Origin of the sequence: Stenotrophomonas sp. 3diitr2024 (assembly GCF_042136455.1) — a bacterium.
Lineage (GTDB): Bacteria > Pseudomonadota > Gammaproteobacteria > Xanthomonadales > Xanthomonadaceae > Stenotrophomonas > Stenotrophomonas sepilia.
On the sequence record NZ_JBHHMJ010000702.1, the window covers coordinates 1 to 16,132 of the forward strand.

General features: G+C 66.0%; 12 protein-coding genes and 1 pseudogene. 10 read left to right on the forward strand and 3 right to left on the reverse strand.

All coding sequences use genetic code 11. The features are described 5' to 3' along the window. Positions 1 to 89 precede the first annotated feature (89 nt). Positions 90 to 1,019: pseudogene (gene trxB / locus ABGA94_RS18055) on the reverse strand (thioredoxin-disulfide reductase); the annotation flags it as partial. A 233-nt stretch (positions 1,020 to 1,252) separates the two neighbouring features. Between trxB and ABGA94_RS18060 the strand changes: the two are divergent. From ABGA94_RS18060 to lolA, 3 genes are all read left to right on the forward strand, one after another. Beyond that, the gene (locus tag ABGA94_RS18060) at positions 1,253 to 3,613 is read left to right on the forward strand and encodes a DNA translocase FtsK 4TM domain-containing protein (RefSeq protein WP_188247389.1); all 2,361 of its coding nucleotides are present in this window, start codon (positions 1,253 to 1,255) and stop codon (positions 3,611 to 3,613) included. A 39-nt stretch (positions 3,614 to 3,652) separates the two neighbouring features. Continuing rightward, positions 3,653 to 5,596, forward strand: a complete 1,944-nt coding sequence (locus ABGA94_RS18065; RefSeq protein ID WP_375367875.1) for a DUF3857 domain-containing protein — start codon at positions 3,653 to 3,655, stop codon at positions 5,594 to 5,596. A gap of 111 nt (positions 5,597 to 5,707) precedes the next feature. Continuing rightward, positions 5,708 to 6,346: an outer membrane lipoprotein chaperone LolA gene (gene lolA / locus ABGA94_RS18070; protein ID WP_005413289.1), complete on the forward strand. Its 639-nt coding sequence runs from the start codon at positions 5,708 to 5,710 to the stop codon at positions 6,344 to 6,346. A gap of 231 nt (positions 6,347 to 6,577) precedes the next feature. On the opposite strand, the gene ABGA94_RS18075 is transcribed toward lolA, so the two are convergent. Beyond that, a complete protein-coding gene (locus ABGA94_RS18075; RefSeq protein ID WP_134955176.1) occupies positions 6,578 to 7,750 on the reverse strand; it encodes a hypothetical protein in 1,173 nt (390 codons plus the stop codon). A gap of 290 nt (positions 7,751 to 8,040) precedes the next feature. Between ABGA94_RS18075 and ABGA94_RS18080 the strand changes: the two genes are divergently transcribed. Then, the gene (locus tag ABGA94_RS18080) at positions 8,041 to 9,318 is read left to right on the forward strand and encodes a replication-associated recombination protein A (protein WP_242014726.1); all 1,278 of its coding nucleotides are present in this window, start codon (positions 8,041 to 8,043) and stop codon (positions 9,316 to 9,318) included. 188 nt (positions 9,319 to 9,506) lie between these two features. Then, positions 9,507 to 9,878: a DUF805 domain-containing protein gene (locus tag ABGA94_RS18085; RefSeq protein WP_026346975.1), complete on the forward strand. Its 372-nt coding sequence runs from the start codon at positions 9,507 to 9,509 to the stop codon at positions 9,876 to 9,878. Between the two features lie 73 nt (positions 9,879 to 9,951). Here ABGA94_RS18085 and ABGA94_RS18090 read toward each other — a convergent pair whose 3' ends face one another. Then, positions 9,952 to 10,326, reverse strand: coding sequence for a hypothetical protein (locus tag ABGA94_RS18090; RefSeq protein WP_005416493.1), 375 nt, complete (start codon positions 10,324 to 10,326; stop codon positions 9,952 to 9,954). A gap of 320 nt (positions 10,327 to 10,646) precedes the next feature. Here ABGA94_RS18090 and ABGA94_RS18095 point away from each other — a divergent pair, with 320 nt between their 5' ends. The 5 genes from ABGA94_RS18095 to ABGA94_RS18115 all read left to right on the forward strand — a co-directional run bounded on the left by ABGA94_RS18095 (position 10,647) and on the right by ABGA94_RS18115 (position 16,070). After that, the gene (locus ABGA94_RS18095; protein ID WP_197599023.1) at positions 10,647 to 11,675 is read left to right on the forward strand and encodes an alpha/beta hydrolase; all 1,029 of its coding nucleotides are present in this window, start codon (positions 10,647 to 10,649) and stop codon (positions 11,673 to 11,675) included. Positions 11,676 to 11,797: 122 nt separating this feature from the next. Continuing rightward, the gene (locus tag ABGA94_RS18100; protein WP_197599022.1) at positions 11,798 to 13,174 is read left to right on the forward strand and encodes a YncE family protein; all 1,377 of its coding nucleotides are present in this window, start codon (positions 11,798 to 11,800) and stop codon (positions 13,172 to 13,174) included. Positions 13,175 to 13,225: 51 nt separating this feature from the next. After that, entirely contained in the window at positions 13,226 to 14,272 is a 1,047-nt protein-coding gene (locus ABGA94_RS18105; protein WP_065178574.1) for a hemin ABC transporter substrate-binding protein, read from the forward strand. After that, positions 14,269 to 15,312 carry an iron ABC transporter permease gene (locus ABGA94_RS18110; RefSeq protein WP_069138581.1) on the forward strand — a complete coding sequence of 348 codons (1,044 nt, stop codon included), beginning with the start codon at positions 14,269 to 14,271 and terminating at the stop codon, positions 15,310 to 15,312. The genes ABGA94_RS18105 and ABGA94_RS18110 overlap by 4 nt, the downstream gene beginning before the upstream one ends. Next, a complete protein-coding gene (locus ABGA94_RS18115) occupies positions 15,309 to 16,070 on the forward strand; it encodes a heme ABC transporter ATP-binding protein (protein ID WP_065178576.1) in 762 nt (253 codons plus the stop codon). The genes ABGA94_RS18110 and ABGA94_RS18115 overlap by 4 nt, the downstream gene beginning before the upstream one ends. Positions 16,071 to 16,132 lie beyond the last annotated feature (62 nt).

A 16,132-nucleotide genomic window follows, 5' to 3' on the forward strand; every position in this document is an offset into this window, starting at 1 on the left:
AGGGCCGCTTCCGCCAGAACCTGCTCGGCAAGCGCGTCGACTACTCGGGCCGTTCGGTCATCGTGGTCGGCCCGTACCTGCGCCTGCACCAGTGCGGCCATGCAGCCGAAGCCGGCCGAGGTGATCGCCTGGCGGTAGTGCTGGTCGGCTACGTCGCCGGCGGCGAACACGCCTTCCACCGAGGTCTGGGTGGCGTTGCCGCCCAGGCCCGAGCGGATTTCCAGGTAGCCGTTGTTCATCGCCAGCTGGCCGTCGAACAAGGTCGTGTTCGGATGGTGGCCGATGGCCACGAAGAAACCGTGTGCGTCGATGTCGCGGGTGCTGCCGTCCAGGGTGGACTTCACGCGAACGCCGGTCACGCCGGCATCGTTGCCCAGCACTTCCTCCACCTGGTGGTGCCAGACGGTCTCGATCTTGCCTTCGGCGACCTTCCTGAACAGCTTGTCCTGCATGATCTTCTCCGCCTTCAGGGTGTCGCGGCGGTGGACCAGGTAGACCTTGCGGGCGATGTTGGACAGGTACAGCGCCTCTTCCACGGCGGTGTTGCCGCCACCGACCACGACCACGTCCTGGTCGCGGTAGAAGAAGCCGTCACAGGTGGCGCAGGCGGAGACGCCGCGGCCCTTGAAGGTCTCTTCGGTCGGGATGCCCAGGTATTTGGCGGTGGCGCCAGTGGCGATGATCAGCGCGTCGCAGGTGTACTCGTGACTGTCGCCGATCAGCTTGAACGGGCGCTGCGACAGGTCGGCGGTGTGGATATGGTCGAAGATGACCTCGGTCTCGAAGCGCTCGGCGTGCGCCTGCATGCGCGCCATCAGGTCCGGGCCCATCAGGCCGTGGGCGTCACCCGGCCAGTTGTCCACCTCGGTGGTGGTCATCAGCTGGCCACCCTGCTGCAGGCCGGTGATGACGACCGGCTTCAGGTTGGCACGGGCGGCGTAGACGGCGGCGGTCCAACCGGCCGGGCCGGAACCGAGGATGACGAGGCGCTGGTGGCGGGAGGGCAGGCTGGTGCTCATGTAAACTCGCGAAAAGGTAGATGGGACAAGGCGCTGGCGATGTTTGCGCAGCATCCATGGCTGCTCATAGAGTGGCGGCTGGGGCAGGGTGATTCAAGCCGATGAACAGAACGCCGTCATCCAGCGGTGGTTCCGGGCCTCGGATTGCCTTGCCCGACGTCGCATAACTGAAAACTGACGCCGTCTCATTTATTATCAATCACTAACAGCGCATTCCAAAGGTATGGTCTAAGGTGGCGAAGCAGGTCCCTGAACGCTCCAAGTCGGACGACAGCAAGGCGTCACGTCGCACGGCCGCGGCGGCGACGACCGACAATCCACGCCGCCAGCGCCTCTGGCGCGATCTGGGCCTGATCGCCATCGCGCCGGCCCTGCTGTACCTGGCGGCCAGTCTGTTCACCTATTCAGCCACGGATCCGGGCTGGTCGCATACCGGCAGCGTGGTCGCGCCGGTGCATAACCTCGGCGGCCGCGCCGGGGCCTGGATTGCCGACGTGCTGCTGCAGCTGTTCGGCTACATCGCTTTCCTGTTGCCGGTGGTGCTCGGCGCACTGGCGTGGATCGCCATGTTCGGCCTCAAGCGCGAGAGCAAGGGCGAGAACGATCTGGACCCGGCGCTGCGCCTGGTCGGTCTGGTCGGTTTCCTGATCGCCGGCACGGGCTTCCTGCACGTGCGCCTGTTCAGTGGCGATGTCGCCAGTGCCGGCGGCATTCTCGGCAAGCTGGTGGGCAATTCGCTCACGGTGGGCTTCGGTGCGCTGGGCGCGAACCTGTTCGTGCTGGTATTGCTGCTGGCCTCGATCACCCTGGCCACCGGGCTGTCCTGGTTCACGGTGATGGAGAAGATCGGCCGTGGCGTAATGTCGCTGGCACCGCTGCTGGAGCGCAAGAAGGAAGAAGTCAGCGAGTGGAAGCAGACCCGGGTGATGCGCGAGGAGCGCCAGGAAGTGCGCAAGGCCGACGCCGAGGTGCGCGCCAAGCGCGAGCCGGTAAAGATCGAACCGCGCCCTGAGCCGGTGATCGAGAAGAGTGATCGCGCCAAGCGCGATACCCAGATTCCGATGTTCCGTGGCGTCAACGGCGATGGTTCCGACCTGCCGCCGCTGGCGCTGCTGGATGATCCCAAGCCACAGCCGAAGGGCTACGACGAAGAGACACTGGAGACCCTGTCGCGGCAGATCGAGTTCAAGCTGAAGGACTTCCGCATCGATGCGCAGGTGGTCGGCGCCAACCCTGGCCCGGTCATCACCCGCTTCGAGATCGAGCCGGCACCGGGCATCAAGGTCAGCCAGATCAGTTCGCTGGACAAGGACATCGCGCGTGGCCTGTCGGTGAAGTCGGTGCGCGTGGTCGACGTCATTCCGGGCAAGTCGGTGATCGGCCTGGAAATTCCCAACGTCACCCGCGAGATGATCTTCCTGTCCGAGCTGCTGCGCTCGAAGGAATATGACAAATCGGCCAGCGTGCTGACCCTGGCGCTGGGCAAGGACATCGCCGGCCGCCCGACCGTGGCCGACCTGGCGCGCATGCCGCACCTGCTGGTGGCCGGTACGACCGGTTCGGGCAAGTCGGTGGCGGTCAACGCGATGGTGTTGAGCCTGCTGTTCAAGGCGTCGCCGAAAGACCTGCGGATGCTGATGATCGACCCGAAGATGCTCGAGCTGAGCGTCTACCAAGGCATTCCGCACCTGCTGGCGCCGGTGGTTACCGACATGAAGGAGGCCGCCAACGGCCTGCGCTGGTGCGTGGCCGAGATGGAGCGCCGCTACAAGCTGATGAGCGCGGTGGGTGTGCGCAACCTGGCTGGCTTCAACAAGAAGGTGAAGGAAGCCCAGGACGCCGGCCAGCCGCTGATGGATCCGCTGTTCAAGCCGAACCCGGAGCTGGGCGAGGCGCCGCGTCCGCTGGAAACGCTGCCGTTCGTCGTCATCTTCATCGACGAATTCGCCGACATGATGATGATCGTCGGCAAGAAGGTGGAAGAGCTGATCGCGCGCCTGGCACAGAAGGCGCGTGCGGCTGGCATCCACCTGATCCTGGCCACGCAGCGCCCGTCGGTGGATGTGATCACCGGCCTGATCAAGGCCAACATCCCGACCCGCATCGCCTTCCAGGTCAGCTCCAAGATCGACTCGCGCACCATTCTCGACCAGTCTGGCGCGGAGACCCTGCTGGGCCACGGCGACATGCTGTACCTGCCGCCGGGTACTGCGCTGCCCGAGCGCGTGCATGGTGCGTTCGTGTCCGACGACGAAGTACATCGCGTGGTCGAGCACCTCAAGGCGATGGGCCCGGCCGACTATGTCGACGGCGTGCTGGACGAAGTGCAGACGATGGGCGACGGCGTGGTCGTCGGCGCCACTGGCCTGCCCGAGACCAGTGCGGCCGGCGACGAGTCCGACCCGCTGTATGACGAAGCGCTGCGGGTGGTCACCGAGACCCGCCGTGCCTCGATTTCCGGCGTGCAGCGCCGGCTGAAGATCGGCTACAACCGTGCAGCGCGACTGATCGAGGCCATGGAAGCGGCCGGCGTGGTCAGCCCGCCCGAGCACAACGGCGACCGCACGGTGCTGGCACCGCCGCCGCCGAAGTAAGACCCGACGTATCCCCCACGACGTCCAAGGAACCGACGCATGCTTCACCCCGTACCAAGCGCGCTGGCGCTGGCGCTGGCTGCCCTGATGGCTGCCGGCCCGGCACTGGCAGAAACCGCCACCTCCGCGCCCGCCACGGCGCCGCCTTCCACCAGCGGCGATACCGAAGCCAGCAATAATTTCAGCATTGTCCGTTACCGCGCCGACTACCAGGTGCGGCCCGATGCGGGCAATGTGCAGACCGAAACCTACGAAGTCCTGCTCAAGACCAAGGCCTCGGTCGAGCAGTTCAGCCAGGTGCGGCTGAGCTACAGCGAGAAGATGGAAACGCTGGAGGTGCTTGGCGCCTACACCATCACCGCCGACGGCCAGCGCCGCGACGTGCCGGCCGACCGCATCTACACCCAGGAAAGCTACTCCAGCGCCTCGGCGGCGATGTATGCCGACCGCAAGGTGCGGGTGATCGTGTTCCCGAACCTGGCCCCGGGCACGCGCCTGTACTACCAGGTGCGTCGCACCCAGGCTACGCCGTACTTCCCGGGCTATTTCGGCCTGTGGGAGACCTTCAACGTCTTCACCGAGTACGAGGACGCCGAGGTCACCCTGAGTGCGCCGGCCAACCTGCCGATGTTCGTCGACAGCCGCGGCGTGCAGGGCAGTGACCGGCCGACAGTGAAGAATGGCCAGGCGCAATGGCGCTGGCGCTACCAGCGCCGCGAGGCGATGCCGGCGCAGAACTGGTCGGCGGCGGGCTGGGAGTTCGGCCCGAACATCATGGCCAGCACGTATCGTGACTGGTCGCAGATGGGGCGCGCCTACCAGCTCAAGGCGGGCCCGGCGGCCCAGGTGACCCCGGCGCTGCAGGCGCTCGCTGATGAGATCACCGCCGGCATCAGCGACCGCCGCGAACAGGCTGATGCGCTGTATCGCTGGGTCGCGCAGAACATCCGCTATGTGGCGGTGTACCTGGGCAACGGCGGCCTGGAGCCGAACAGCGCGCAGAGCATCCTCGACAATCACTATGGTGACTGCAAGGACCACGTGACGATCCTCGAGGCGCTGCTGGCGGCCAAGGGTATCGCCAGCTCGCCGGTGCTGATCGGTGCGGGGGGCGGCCCGACGCTGCCGAAGATTCCGGTGCTGGGCCGCTTCAACCACGCCATCACCTATATCCCCGAGTTTGATCTTTACCTGGATTCGACCACCGCGTGGGCACGCTTCGGGCAGCTGCCGGAAGGTGACCTGGGTGCGCCGGTGATGCGTACCCGGGACGCTACGCTGGCGCGTACCCCGGCCAATACGCCGGAGCGCAATGCGACGTCGATGGAAGTGCGTTTTACGTTTGATGCCAACGGCAACCTGCGCGGCGAAACGATTCCGAAGCTGGGCGAGAACGCCGAGATCGGCATGCGCGCGCAGTTCTCACAGCTCAACGCGCAGAACCGTGCGCGCGCTGAGGAGCAGATCATGGCCGCCTCAGGTTTCGATGGGCGAGGGCAGCTGCAGATCCAGGGCGTACCGGTCGACCTGACCCGGCCGTTCGGCTACCGCATGGCCTTCCAGGCCGAGGACTACGCCGACTTCAGCGTGGCCGGCGGCATGGCCGTGCCGGACCCGCCGGGTGGCGAGTCGGTGCGTGGCTTGTACGCCACCGCCTCGGCGCCGGCCAACGAGACGCCGTTCTACTGCAATGCCAGCCTGCGCGAGGAAACCTATCGCCTGCAGTTCCCGGCCAATGCGCCGATCATCGCCATTCCGGCCAGCCAGCGCTTTACCAATGCCGCTGGCGAATACCGGGTGGACTGGAGCCGCGAGGGCCAGGAGGTGATCGTGCACCACCGCTTGCAGCAGAACGCGGTGCGTGGCCCCGAGGCGCTGTGCCAGTCGCAGGACTATCCGGCGTTCCGCGCGCTGTACCGCGAAGTGCGTCGCGGCTTCCGCGGCCAGGTGCTGTACGGCAAGCTGCCGGCATCTGGCGGCTGAATCGCCGATGGACGTTCAGGGCGGCATAATGTCGCCCTGATCGCCCATTCATCTTCCCCCGGGCACACTGGCAACCACCTTTCCTGGCGCCCGCGCCCACAGGATTTCCGCATGAACTTCCGCTTCCGCCGTTTCCTTGCCACGACTACCCTGGCCGTCGCCTGTGCCGCTGCCGGCAGTGCCTGGGCCGGTGCCCGCGATGACCTGAAGACTTTCACCAGTGGCCTGAAGGGCCTGGATGGCCAGTTCAGCCAGCAGGTGTTCGACAGCCGCGGCAAGGTGAAGGAATCGACCAGTGGCCGCGTGGCCCTGTCGGCGCCGCGCCTGTTCCGCTGGGAATACGTGCGCCCGCACGAACAGCTGATCGTGGCCGACGGTAAAAAAGTCTGGATGTACGAGCCGGACCTGGAGCAGGCCACCGTGCGCGAGCAGGGCAAGGAAGAGCAGAACAGCCCGCTGACCGCGCTGATCAACCCGGCGCTGCTGGAACAGCAGTACGACGTCAGTGAAGAGGCTGCGCAGCGTGATGGCCTGCAGTGGCTGTCGCTGTCGCCGAAGCGCGAGACCGAAGCCAGCTTCCAGTACGCCGCGCTGGGCTTCAATGCCCAGGGCCTGGCCAAGATGGAGATCACCGACGCGGTCGGACAGCGCACCGTGATCAGCTTCAGTGGCTGGAAGCGCAATCCAGGCTTTGCTGCCGGCACCTTCAGCTTCACCCCGCCGAAGGGCACGGACGTCATCGGTAATTGACCGAGGATGCCGGGCATGACCCGGCGCCACCTGCTCCGGTGGGTGTCAACCGGCACCGCCTTGGTGGGTGTCAACCTTGGTTGACGCAATTTTGATCTGCCGGCCAGCGGCCGGCACTACCACCCGTGCGACCTGATTCAACGGGCATAGCCTGGCGCTGCCTGCTCTGGTGGGTACCAACCGGCACCGCCTTGGTGGGTGTCACCCTTGGTCGACATGCTTCCGGCTGGCTCATCCGTTGTCTGGATGAACGATCACCTGCCACGCGGTGCCGTCAAATCGAATCAGGTCCCAGGGCGTCAGCACCCAGAGCACGCTACCGACGGAACTGATATCAATAATCGTTGCATCTCTCAGTTCTTCGGGGATGCCTTCCAGCAACGGTTCAACTGCGCCGGTTTCTAGACTGTAGACGTAGAGGCCGCCATTCTCCGAGCCGATGTAAACCTGTTGCTTGTACTGGCACGCAGAGTTGAAGTTGATGCCTTCGCTGACGTCGTGGTGCAAGCACTCGAATCCAGTGGAGATGTCGCCCGTAACGATGGTGCCGTCCATGCCTACAAAGACGAGGCGGCCCTCGTCGGTCCTGCAGGCATGAAACAGCTCCGCAGTAGTGACTTGCTCGGGCACGGTCCAGCTCGAGCCATCCCAGTGCGCAATCAGGCCTTGGGAGCCGATTGCGTAGAGGTCAGCAAAGCCCGTTCCGCAGAGGTCGTTCACGCTGCCCACGCGGAACTCAGCGAGTAGCTGGTTGAATCGCTCATCCTCCCGGACATGGATCATGTGGGCGCGCCAATCGGCGAATCTCCGGCGAAGCTCTGCGTCGCGTTCCATCGGATCTCGAGGAAGTGCGGGAGCATCGCCCAGTTCGAGCAGGTGGCCGACATCTTCGAGCCAACTGTCGAAGTCGTCCAGATCCGACTCGTCTTCGTCCTCCTCGCAGAAGGCAGTCGCGAATTGGGTTGGAAGCTGCCGCCATCCGCCGTCGCCCCGATGATGGATCTGTCCTCTTGTGCCCGCGCAGAAAAGGGCGTCGCCCAGCAGTCGCAAACGGGTAAGACCTCCGGGGAAGTCGGCGCCTTCAGCCGAGACGTACTCGATCGTGGCCCCAGCACGGGAGTAATCTTCCAGCTGCCCATAGAAATCCAGCGCAAGCACACGACGGGGGCGACCGCCTTCTTCCTCTGGGACAAGCTCTGTGGACATGACCTGGAAGTCCTGCAGGTCATGGTAGAACCACTCCTCTTTGGGGGTGCGGCCAAAGACGAACATGCGGGTGGGTGGGCCGGGATCCGGGTCGTAGTAGTCATGCCCGGGGCCAAGGGCGGCAGCCAGATAGTAGATGTCCTCGTCGACAGCGCAGCCAGCAATGAACTCAAGGAGATTGGATTCGGGATCGCGCACGCTTGGGTCCTGGATGGCTGGGTCTCTCGAATTTTCAGTCGCTGGAAACAGTAGGCGGAACTGCCCAGTATGGATTCCTGTTGAATCAGTGACTTATCGACGAGGTGCTTGCGCAGCTACGGCTCATTTCCGACAGATTCTGGGGTTGCCGGCCAGCGGCCGGCACTACCGGAATCGTCGTCACCTTGTCGCGGTACAATGTGCGGGTGGCAAGACATCGTTCAACTTCCTTCCCCGGCCCCGATCTGCTGAGCGTTGATCGGGAACATCTGCGCCCGCTGGCCGAGCGCATGCGCCCGCGCACCCTTGACGAAATGGTCGGGCAGAAGCGCCTGCTGGCGCCGGACAGTGCGCTGCGTCGCGCCGTCGAATCCGGGCGCGTGCATTCGATGATCCTGTGGGGGCCGCCGGGCTGCGGCAAGACCACGCTGTCACTGCTGCTGGCCGAGTACTCCGATGCCGAGTTCCGTGCCATCTCCGCGGTGCTGTCCGGCTTGCCGGAGGTGCGCCAGGTGCTGGCCGAGGCTGCGCAACGGTTCGCCGAGGGCCGGCGCACCGTGCTGTTCGTGGACGAGGTGCATCGCTTCAACAAGGCGCAGCAGGATGCCTTCCTGCCGCACATCGAGCGCGGCACGATCCTGTTCGTCGGTGCCACCACCGAGAATCCATCGTTCGAGCTGAATTCGGCGCTGCTGTCGCGTTGCCGCGTGCACGTGCTGGAAGCGGTATCGCCAACCGATATCGTCGAAGCGCTGGAACGCGCGCTGGGCGACCGCGAACGCGGCCTGGGCGAGGAGGGTATCGAGGTTGCGCCCGAGCTGCTGCTGGAAATCGCCACTGCCGCTGATGGTGACGTGCGCCGCGCACTGACCCTTCTTGAAATCGCCGCCGAACTGGCGGGTGGGGAAGGGGGTCGCATCACCCCGCAGACCCTGACCCAGGTGCTGGCCGATCGTACCCGCCGCTTCGACAAGGGCGGCGAGCAGTTCTACGACCAGATCTCAGCGCTGCACAAGTCGGTACGCAGTTCCAATCCGGATGCCGCGCTGTACTGGCTGACCCGCATGCTCGATGGCGGTTGCGATCCATCCTACCTGGCACGTCGACTGACCCGCATGGCGATCGAGGACATCGGCCTGGCCGATCCGCGCGCGCAGAGCATGGCGCTGGAAGCCTGGGACATCTACGAGCGGCTCGGCAGCCCGGAAGGCGAGCTCGCGTTCGCCCAGCTGGTGCTGTACCTGGCCAGCACCGCCAAGTCGAACGCGGGCTATGCCGCGTTCAACCAGGCCAAGGCCGACGTGCGCCAGAGCGGTACCGAAGAGGTGCCGCTGCACCTGCGCAATGCGCCGACCAAGCTGATGAAGGAGCTCGGCTACGGCGCCGAGTACCAGTACGACCACGACGCCGAAGGCGGCATCGCGCTGGACCAGACCGGTTTCCCGGATGCGATGGGCGAGCGCGTGTACTACAACCCGGTGCCGCGTGGCCTGGAAATCAAGCTGAAGGAAAAGCTTGATCGGCTGCGCGCCGAACGTGAGGCGGCGAGGGCCGCGAACGGCCGTTGAGCTGGCTTATGTAGCATCGAGCGATGCTCGACTCCGCTCTGGACCGACCCAGCAGCACCTGCGGAAGCAGCAGCCGGGCATGGCTCGGCGCTACAGGGGTAATGGCAGTCGAGTGTGGTTCGTCACCACATTGTCCTGCGGGCGCTCCTTTGGCACACTGCGCGGCTGCTTTTTCAAGGATTGATGCCGTGCAGGAAATGATTCTGCCGTTGAAGCGTTATGCCCAGTTCGAGGGTCGTGCCAACCGTCGCGAGTACTGGATGTTCCAGCTGTTCCTGTTGATCGTCTCCGCCGTGCTGATGGTGCCGCTCATCGCCGGGCTGGTGATGCAGTCCGACGTGCTGGGCATCGCGTCGATCATCCTGTTCGTCGTGTTCTGGCTGGCCACGTTCGTGCCGGTCATCGCCGTCACCGTGCGCCGACTGCACGACTGCAACCAGTCGGGCTGGATGTACCTGCTGGCCTTCGTTCCGTTCGGTGGCCTGGTGATCTTCGTGTTCGCGCTGCTGCCAGGTACACCGCAGGAGAACGTCTACGGCCCGGTGCCTGCGGGGCCGTGAGACTGCGTGAGTCGAGCATGGCTCGACTTCTACAGGGCGGGAAAACGAAGCCGGCGTTTCGCCGGCTTCTTTCTTACTTGATGCTGCAGTCGCCGAAGGAAAGGTAGTCCGTTCCCGAGCTGAACTGCAGCGTGCAGCTTGCGGTGAAAGTCGCGCCTTCTTCCAGCGCGCCCAGCTTGGCCGCCTGGTGCTCGTCGTCGCTGGTCAGCCGGGCCAGGACATTGCCCTGGTCGTCGCCGGCCTCGATCAGCGGCTCGCCCGCCAGGTTGCTGGAGACGCCCAGGGCGACGGCAGTGAATGTCACCGTCTGGTTGAGTTCTTCCATGCCCAGTGACGAATTGCCGGCCTCTTCAAAGGCCTGGTAGAGCGTTGGCAGATCCTGTGCGGCATGGGCGGCCAGCGGTGCAAGCAGGCCGAGGGAAAGGGCGATCAAGGCGGTGCGCTTCAAGGTGTTCTCGCAGTCACGGGATTCATTCCCGTGGATGGTGGTCAGTAGATCCACGCCATGCGTGGATGGGTTTGGCAAAGGACAGGGCGCGGCCGGCGACTCGATTGCCCATCCATCCGCAGCCCTGCGAGGGAAGGGCGCTCCTGCGCCCCGCTGCCCGGCAAAATAGTGGATCCGGTGTTTCCGGCGCAACCGGGAAAATGAATGCATCGCGCGCGTGATACACAGCGTGACATTTGATCGATGTGATAATCATTCGCGTTTAAGGTAGACTGCGGTCCTCTGAGAACCGGCGGCCTTGGCCGCTCCTGCCGCCACTGATGAAGCTTTTCGTCCTGCCTTCGCGCCGTGGCCCATTGGCCCGTGGCCTGGCTGCCATGATGATGGGTCTGCTCCTGGCCACTCCTTACGCCCATGCGCAGCAGCGTAATCCGCTGCAGAAGATCGGCCACACCGTGCTCGACGAGCCGGCGGCCAGCTATCGCTTCGAGCGTTTCGTGGTGGACAGCCCGGACCAGCAGCGCCGTTGGCGGGTGAACCTGGCGATCCCGGCCAAGGCCGGCAAGACCCCATCCCCGGTGCTGTACGCGCTGGATGGCAATGCCGTGGCCATGGTGCTGGACCAGCGGCTGCTGGCCGAGCTGGCTGCGCGCAAGGCACCGCCGGTACTGGTGCTGATCGGCTACGACAACGACCTGCGCATCGATTCCAGGGCGCGTACCCGCGACTACACCGCGTGGATCGACCGTGCCGACGACGAGAGCGGCACGACCCAGGCCGTCGGCGGCGGCGCTGCGGCTTTCCTGGATGTGATCGAGCGCCGCATCAAGCCGGAAGTCGAGCGTCGCGCACGCATCGATACGCAGCAGCAGGCGCTGTGGGGCCATTCGCTGGGCGGGCTATTCGTGCTCAATGCGCTGTACACGCGACCTGCCGCGTTCCAGTCCTATCTGGCAGCCAGTCCGTCGCTGTGGTGGAGCCAGGGCGCGGCGCTGGGTGATCCAGAGCAGCAGTTCGTGCAGAACGTGCACGGCCAGCCGGCCAAGCTCTGGCTGATGCTGGGCGGCGCCGAGCGCGTCGGTGATCGCGGCAAGCGCGATATGAGCAACCCGCGCGTGGTTGCGCACCTGCGCCGGATCAGTGGCGCCACCCCGGATGCGGCGATGCAGTTGTCCGAGCGGCTGGGCAAGGTGCCGGGCCTGAGCGTGCAGTACCGCGAGTTCGACGGCCTCGGCCATGGCCCGATGCTGCCCGCGTCGTTCCATGCCGCGCTGCATGAGTTGTACGGCGTGACCGACCGCAGCGCCGGCGATGGCGTGCCCAATGGCGGTGACAGCGCCGCCGAGTGAATCCCTTCGCACGCGCTGCCGTGCGACCCCACTACCCAGGCGAGGCTGCCGGCGTGCAGCGGCCCAGGCAACCGATGAATCCCGCGCCACGTGGCGCGGCCTACGTGTGCAAGGAGCCTGCCATGTCGTTCCATCCGTCTTTCCGCCTTACCTCTCTCGCCGCCGGCCTGCTGCTGGTGGTGACCGCCACCGCGCAGCCGGTGTTCGATCAGCCGGCCAACGCCACCTTCAAGGGTGAGGTCGTCTCGCGCGGTGAGAACGTGATTCCCGGCAGCACCGCCGACGTGGTCGGCCGTGGCTTCGTGCCGGGCCAGAAGGTCAGCCTGCTGCGTGGCGACAGCGTGCTCAACGCACAGCCGGTGGTGGTCGATGCCGATGGCAACTTCAAGACCCAGCTGAGCATTCCGACCGACGCGGTGCCGGGCACCCACCCGGTGGTGGTGCGCGCCAGCCAGCCGGCTGCAGCCACCGTGCTGAAGCTGCGCGTGTCGCCGCAACTGCCGCTGTCCGGCCAGGCGCAGTTCGCCACCCAGTCCAACAAGCTGGTGCCCGGTCTGTACCAGTCCGCCTACAGCGCCGCCAGCAACGCGGTGTTCGTCACCTCGGCCGTGGGCCGCCCGCCGGTGACCCAGTCGCAGCTGCTGAAGCTGGACCCGAAGACCCTGAAGGTAACCAGGGCGATCACCCCGGCGCAGGTGCCGGGCAGCACCAACGGCGCGGTCTATGCGGTCTACGGTGTGGGCGTGGATGACGCCAATGGCAATGTCTGGGTGACCAATACCCGCCAGAATTCGATTGCGGTCTATCGCCAGAAGAACCTCTCGCTGGTCCACCAGTTCCCTGTCGACACCGTGCCGCATGCGCGCGACGTGGTGGTCGACGGCACCCACGGCAAGGTGTTCGCTTCGGCCACGGGTGAGGACCACCTGTCGGTGTTCGATGCGAAGACGTTCAAGGAACTGCCGCAGGTGACGCTGGAATCCAGCGTGGATGACGGCAAGTTCACCCCGATGAGCCTGGTGCTGGACGAGAAGGGCGGCAAGCTGTTCACCGTCAGCATCGGCACGCCGGAAGCGGCGGTGATCGATGTGGCCAGCGGCAAGGTCGACAAGGTCATCGACCTGGGCAATTCGATCAGCGCCTCTGGCGTGGCCTTCGACGCAGCACGCAACCGCCTGTACGTGGCCTCGCAGGGCACCGACAACCTGCTGATCGTCGATGTGGCTTCCGGCAAGGTGCTGCATGACGTGCCGGTCGGCGCCGGCGCGCTGAACGTCGCCTTCGATGATGCCTCCGGCCTGGCCTATGTCAGCAACCGTGGCGCCGGTACGATCACTGTGGTGAACGGCGACGGCAAGGTGGTGGCCAACCTCGATGGCGGCACCCTTCCGAACCATGTGCGTGCCGACGGCAAGGGCAACGTGTTCGCGGTGAACAAGTCACGTGGCGCCGAAGATCCGAAGGGTGATCGCATCACCCGCATCACCCCGAAGCAGTAAGTCACAGGGCAGGGCGGCGTGCGCGTCGCCCTGCCAGCAAGGAGAACGTCCATGAACATCGCGTCCCGTCTGCGCCCGTGTGCGCTTCCGTTGGCTGTTTCGCTGGCGCTGGCCGCCTGCAGTGGCTCGTCAACGCCGTCTGATGGCCACAAGACTGCCGAGCCGCCTGCCGCAACAGCTGCTGCCGAAACCGCGTTGCCGGCAGGCTGGCAGCGCGTGGCCGGTGCCGAGATGCCAGCGGTGCATGAACAGAGGGCCGTGCTGCCGGCCAAAGTGCATTCCGATGACGGTGCTGACATTGAAGTGTCCGACACCAGCCGGATCATTGCCGGTGGTGACGACGTCATCGCGGTGATCGAGGCGCTGGGACTGGGCAAGCAGGTATTCGCTGCGCCAACCAACACCACCACCCAGGCCGGCCTGGCTGCCCCGCACCAGTTCCTGTTCAACCGCACCACGGGCGTGGAAGGCGTGCTGAGCCTGCAGGGCTCGCTGTTCCTCGGCAACAGCCTGCGCCGCCACACCGAGCTGGCGAAAAAGCTGCGCGAGGTGGGCGAGCCGGCGGTGGTCATCGATGACCTGCAGCCGGCGCCAGACAAGGTGCGCAAGGTCGCTGCGGCACTAGGGCTGGCCGAAGCGGGGCAAACACTGGCCACGCAGGTGCAGCGCCAGCTCGACGAGGCTGCAGCGATTGGCAAGGGCCTGGGCCATGCGCCACGACTGATCCACGTATCGGCGACCGGCGCTGGCGGCTCGCCCACCGTTGCGGGTGCCGACAGCGCCTCGGCGCAGCTGATCGCCCTGGCCGGCGGCATCAACATCGGCACCGAGGCCGGGGTGAAGAACTACTCGCAGCTGAGCAACGAGGGCGTGGTCGCGGCGGCACCGGAAGTGATCCTGGTGACCGAGCACGACCTGCAGCTGTTCGGCGGTGCCGATGGCCTGTGGAAGGCGTACCCGACGCTGAAGCAGACCCCGGCCGGGCAGGCCAACCGGGTCTGGGTGATGCCGGATGTGCAGCTGAAGTACACCAGCGTGGGTTCTGGTGCGGGCGCGCTGGCGCTGGCCAAGGCCCTGGCAGCGTTGCCGAAGGCATGAGTCCGGCGGATCGGCGCCGCCGTCGCGGGCGGGCGATGTTGATGATGGCCTTGCTGGCCCTGCTGGGGGCGGTGCTGGCGTCGTTCGCCGTGGGCCCGCTGCGGTTGCCACCGCTGGAGGTGATGCAGGCGCTGGCGGTGAAGCTGGGCCTGCTTGATCCGCAGGCGGTCAGCAGCCGCGATCTGGCGGTGGTCTGGCAGCTGCGTATTCCGCGTGCCCTGTTGGGCGCGATGGTCGGTGCGTCGTTGGCGATGGCCGGTGCCAGCCTGCAGGGCCTGTTCGGCAATCCGTTGGCCGACCCCGGCATCGTCGGTGTCAGCCAGGGTGCTGCGCTGGGTGCAGTGGCTGCCATTGTTCTCGGCGCTGCCGGTGCCGCCGGTTGGCTGGTGCCGGTTGCCGCCTTCGTCGGTGGCGCCCTGGCCATCGGCCTGACCTATGCGCTGGCGCGGCCGGGCAAGGGCAGTGGCAATGCGACGCTGCTGCTGGTCGGTATCGCGATGGCGGCGTTCTGTTCGGCGCTGATCGGTTTTCTCACCTATATCGCAAGCGAAAGCGAACTGCAGTCGCTGGTGTTCTGGCAGATGGGCTCGCTGGCACGTGCCAACTGGGCCGATGTGGTGGCGGTGGTGCCGCTGTTTGCGATTGGCGTGTTCGCATTGCAACGATTGGCAACGCCGCTGGACATGCTGGCGCTGGGCGAGCGCCAGGCCCAGCATCTGGGGCTGGATGTGACCCGCACGCGGCGCCGACTGGTGGCGTTCAGCGCGCTGCTGGTGGGGGCGGCGGTGGCGTTTGCGGGCTCGATCAGCTTCGTCGGCCTGGTGGTGCCGCACGTGGCGCGCCTGCTGGTGGGTCCCGGCCATCGCTGGTTGCTGCCGTTGTCCGGCCTGCTGGGTGCAGTGCTGATCGTAGTGGCGGATACCGCGGCGCGCACGCTGGATCCACCCGCTGAGATTCCGCTGGGCCTGTTCTCGGCGGCGCTGGGTGCGCCGTTCTTCCTCTGGCTGGTGCTGCAGCAGCGCCGCAAGGCGGTGCCATGAGTGTGCTGTTGAAGCTGCACGAGGTGGTGGTGCGCCGCCAGCAACGCGAGATCCTGCACGGCATTTCCTTGGCGTTCGAACCGGGTACGGTGACCGCGCTGGTGGGCCCGAACGGTGCGGGCAAGTCCACGCTGTTGGCGGTCGCGGCCGGCGACCTGCGCGCCGATGCGGGCGAGGTGAGCCTGTTGGGCAGGCCGCTGGCCAGCTACAAGGCAGGGCCGCTGGCGCGCGAGCGCGCGGTAATGCCGCAGGAGCACGGCGTGCGCTTTGCCTTCAGCGTGGAAGAAGTGGTGGCGATGGGACGGTTGCCGCATCCGCCGGATCCGCGTGTGGACGACGCGCAGGTGGAAGCTGCCATCGATGCCGCCGAACTGCAGGCCCTGCGCCTGCGCGAGGTGCAGCAGCTGTCCGGCGGTGAGTCCGCCCGGACCACGTTCGCGCGCGTGCTGGCACAGGACACGCCATTGCTGCTGCTGGATGAGCCTACTGCTGCGCTGGATCTGCGCCATCAGGAGCGCACGCTGCGCAGTGTGCGTGCCTGTGCACAAGCCGGTGCGTGCGTGATCGTGGTCCTGCACGACCTCAATCTGGCGGCCGGCTATGCCGACCGTATCGTGCTGCTGGAGCAGGGTGGCGTGGCGGCCGACGGAACGCCATTGCAGGTGTTGACCGAGGACAACCTGCAGCGCGTGTACCAGCAGGATGTAGTGGTGCTGGAGCATCCGCGTCGTGGGGTGCCGCTGGTGGTGGTGACCTGAGCGAACGTCCGCCAGGTTGCTCCGGGTATCATGGAGGCTTCGCTTTCTTCAATGGACTGACG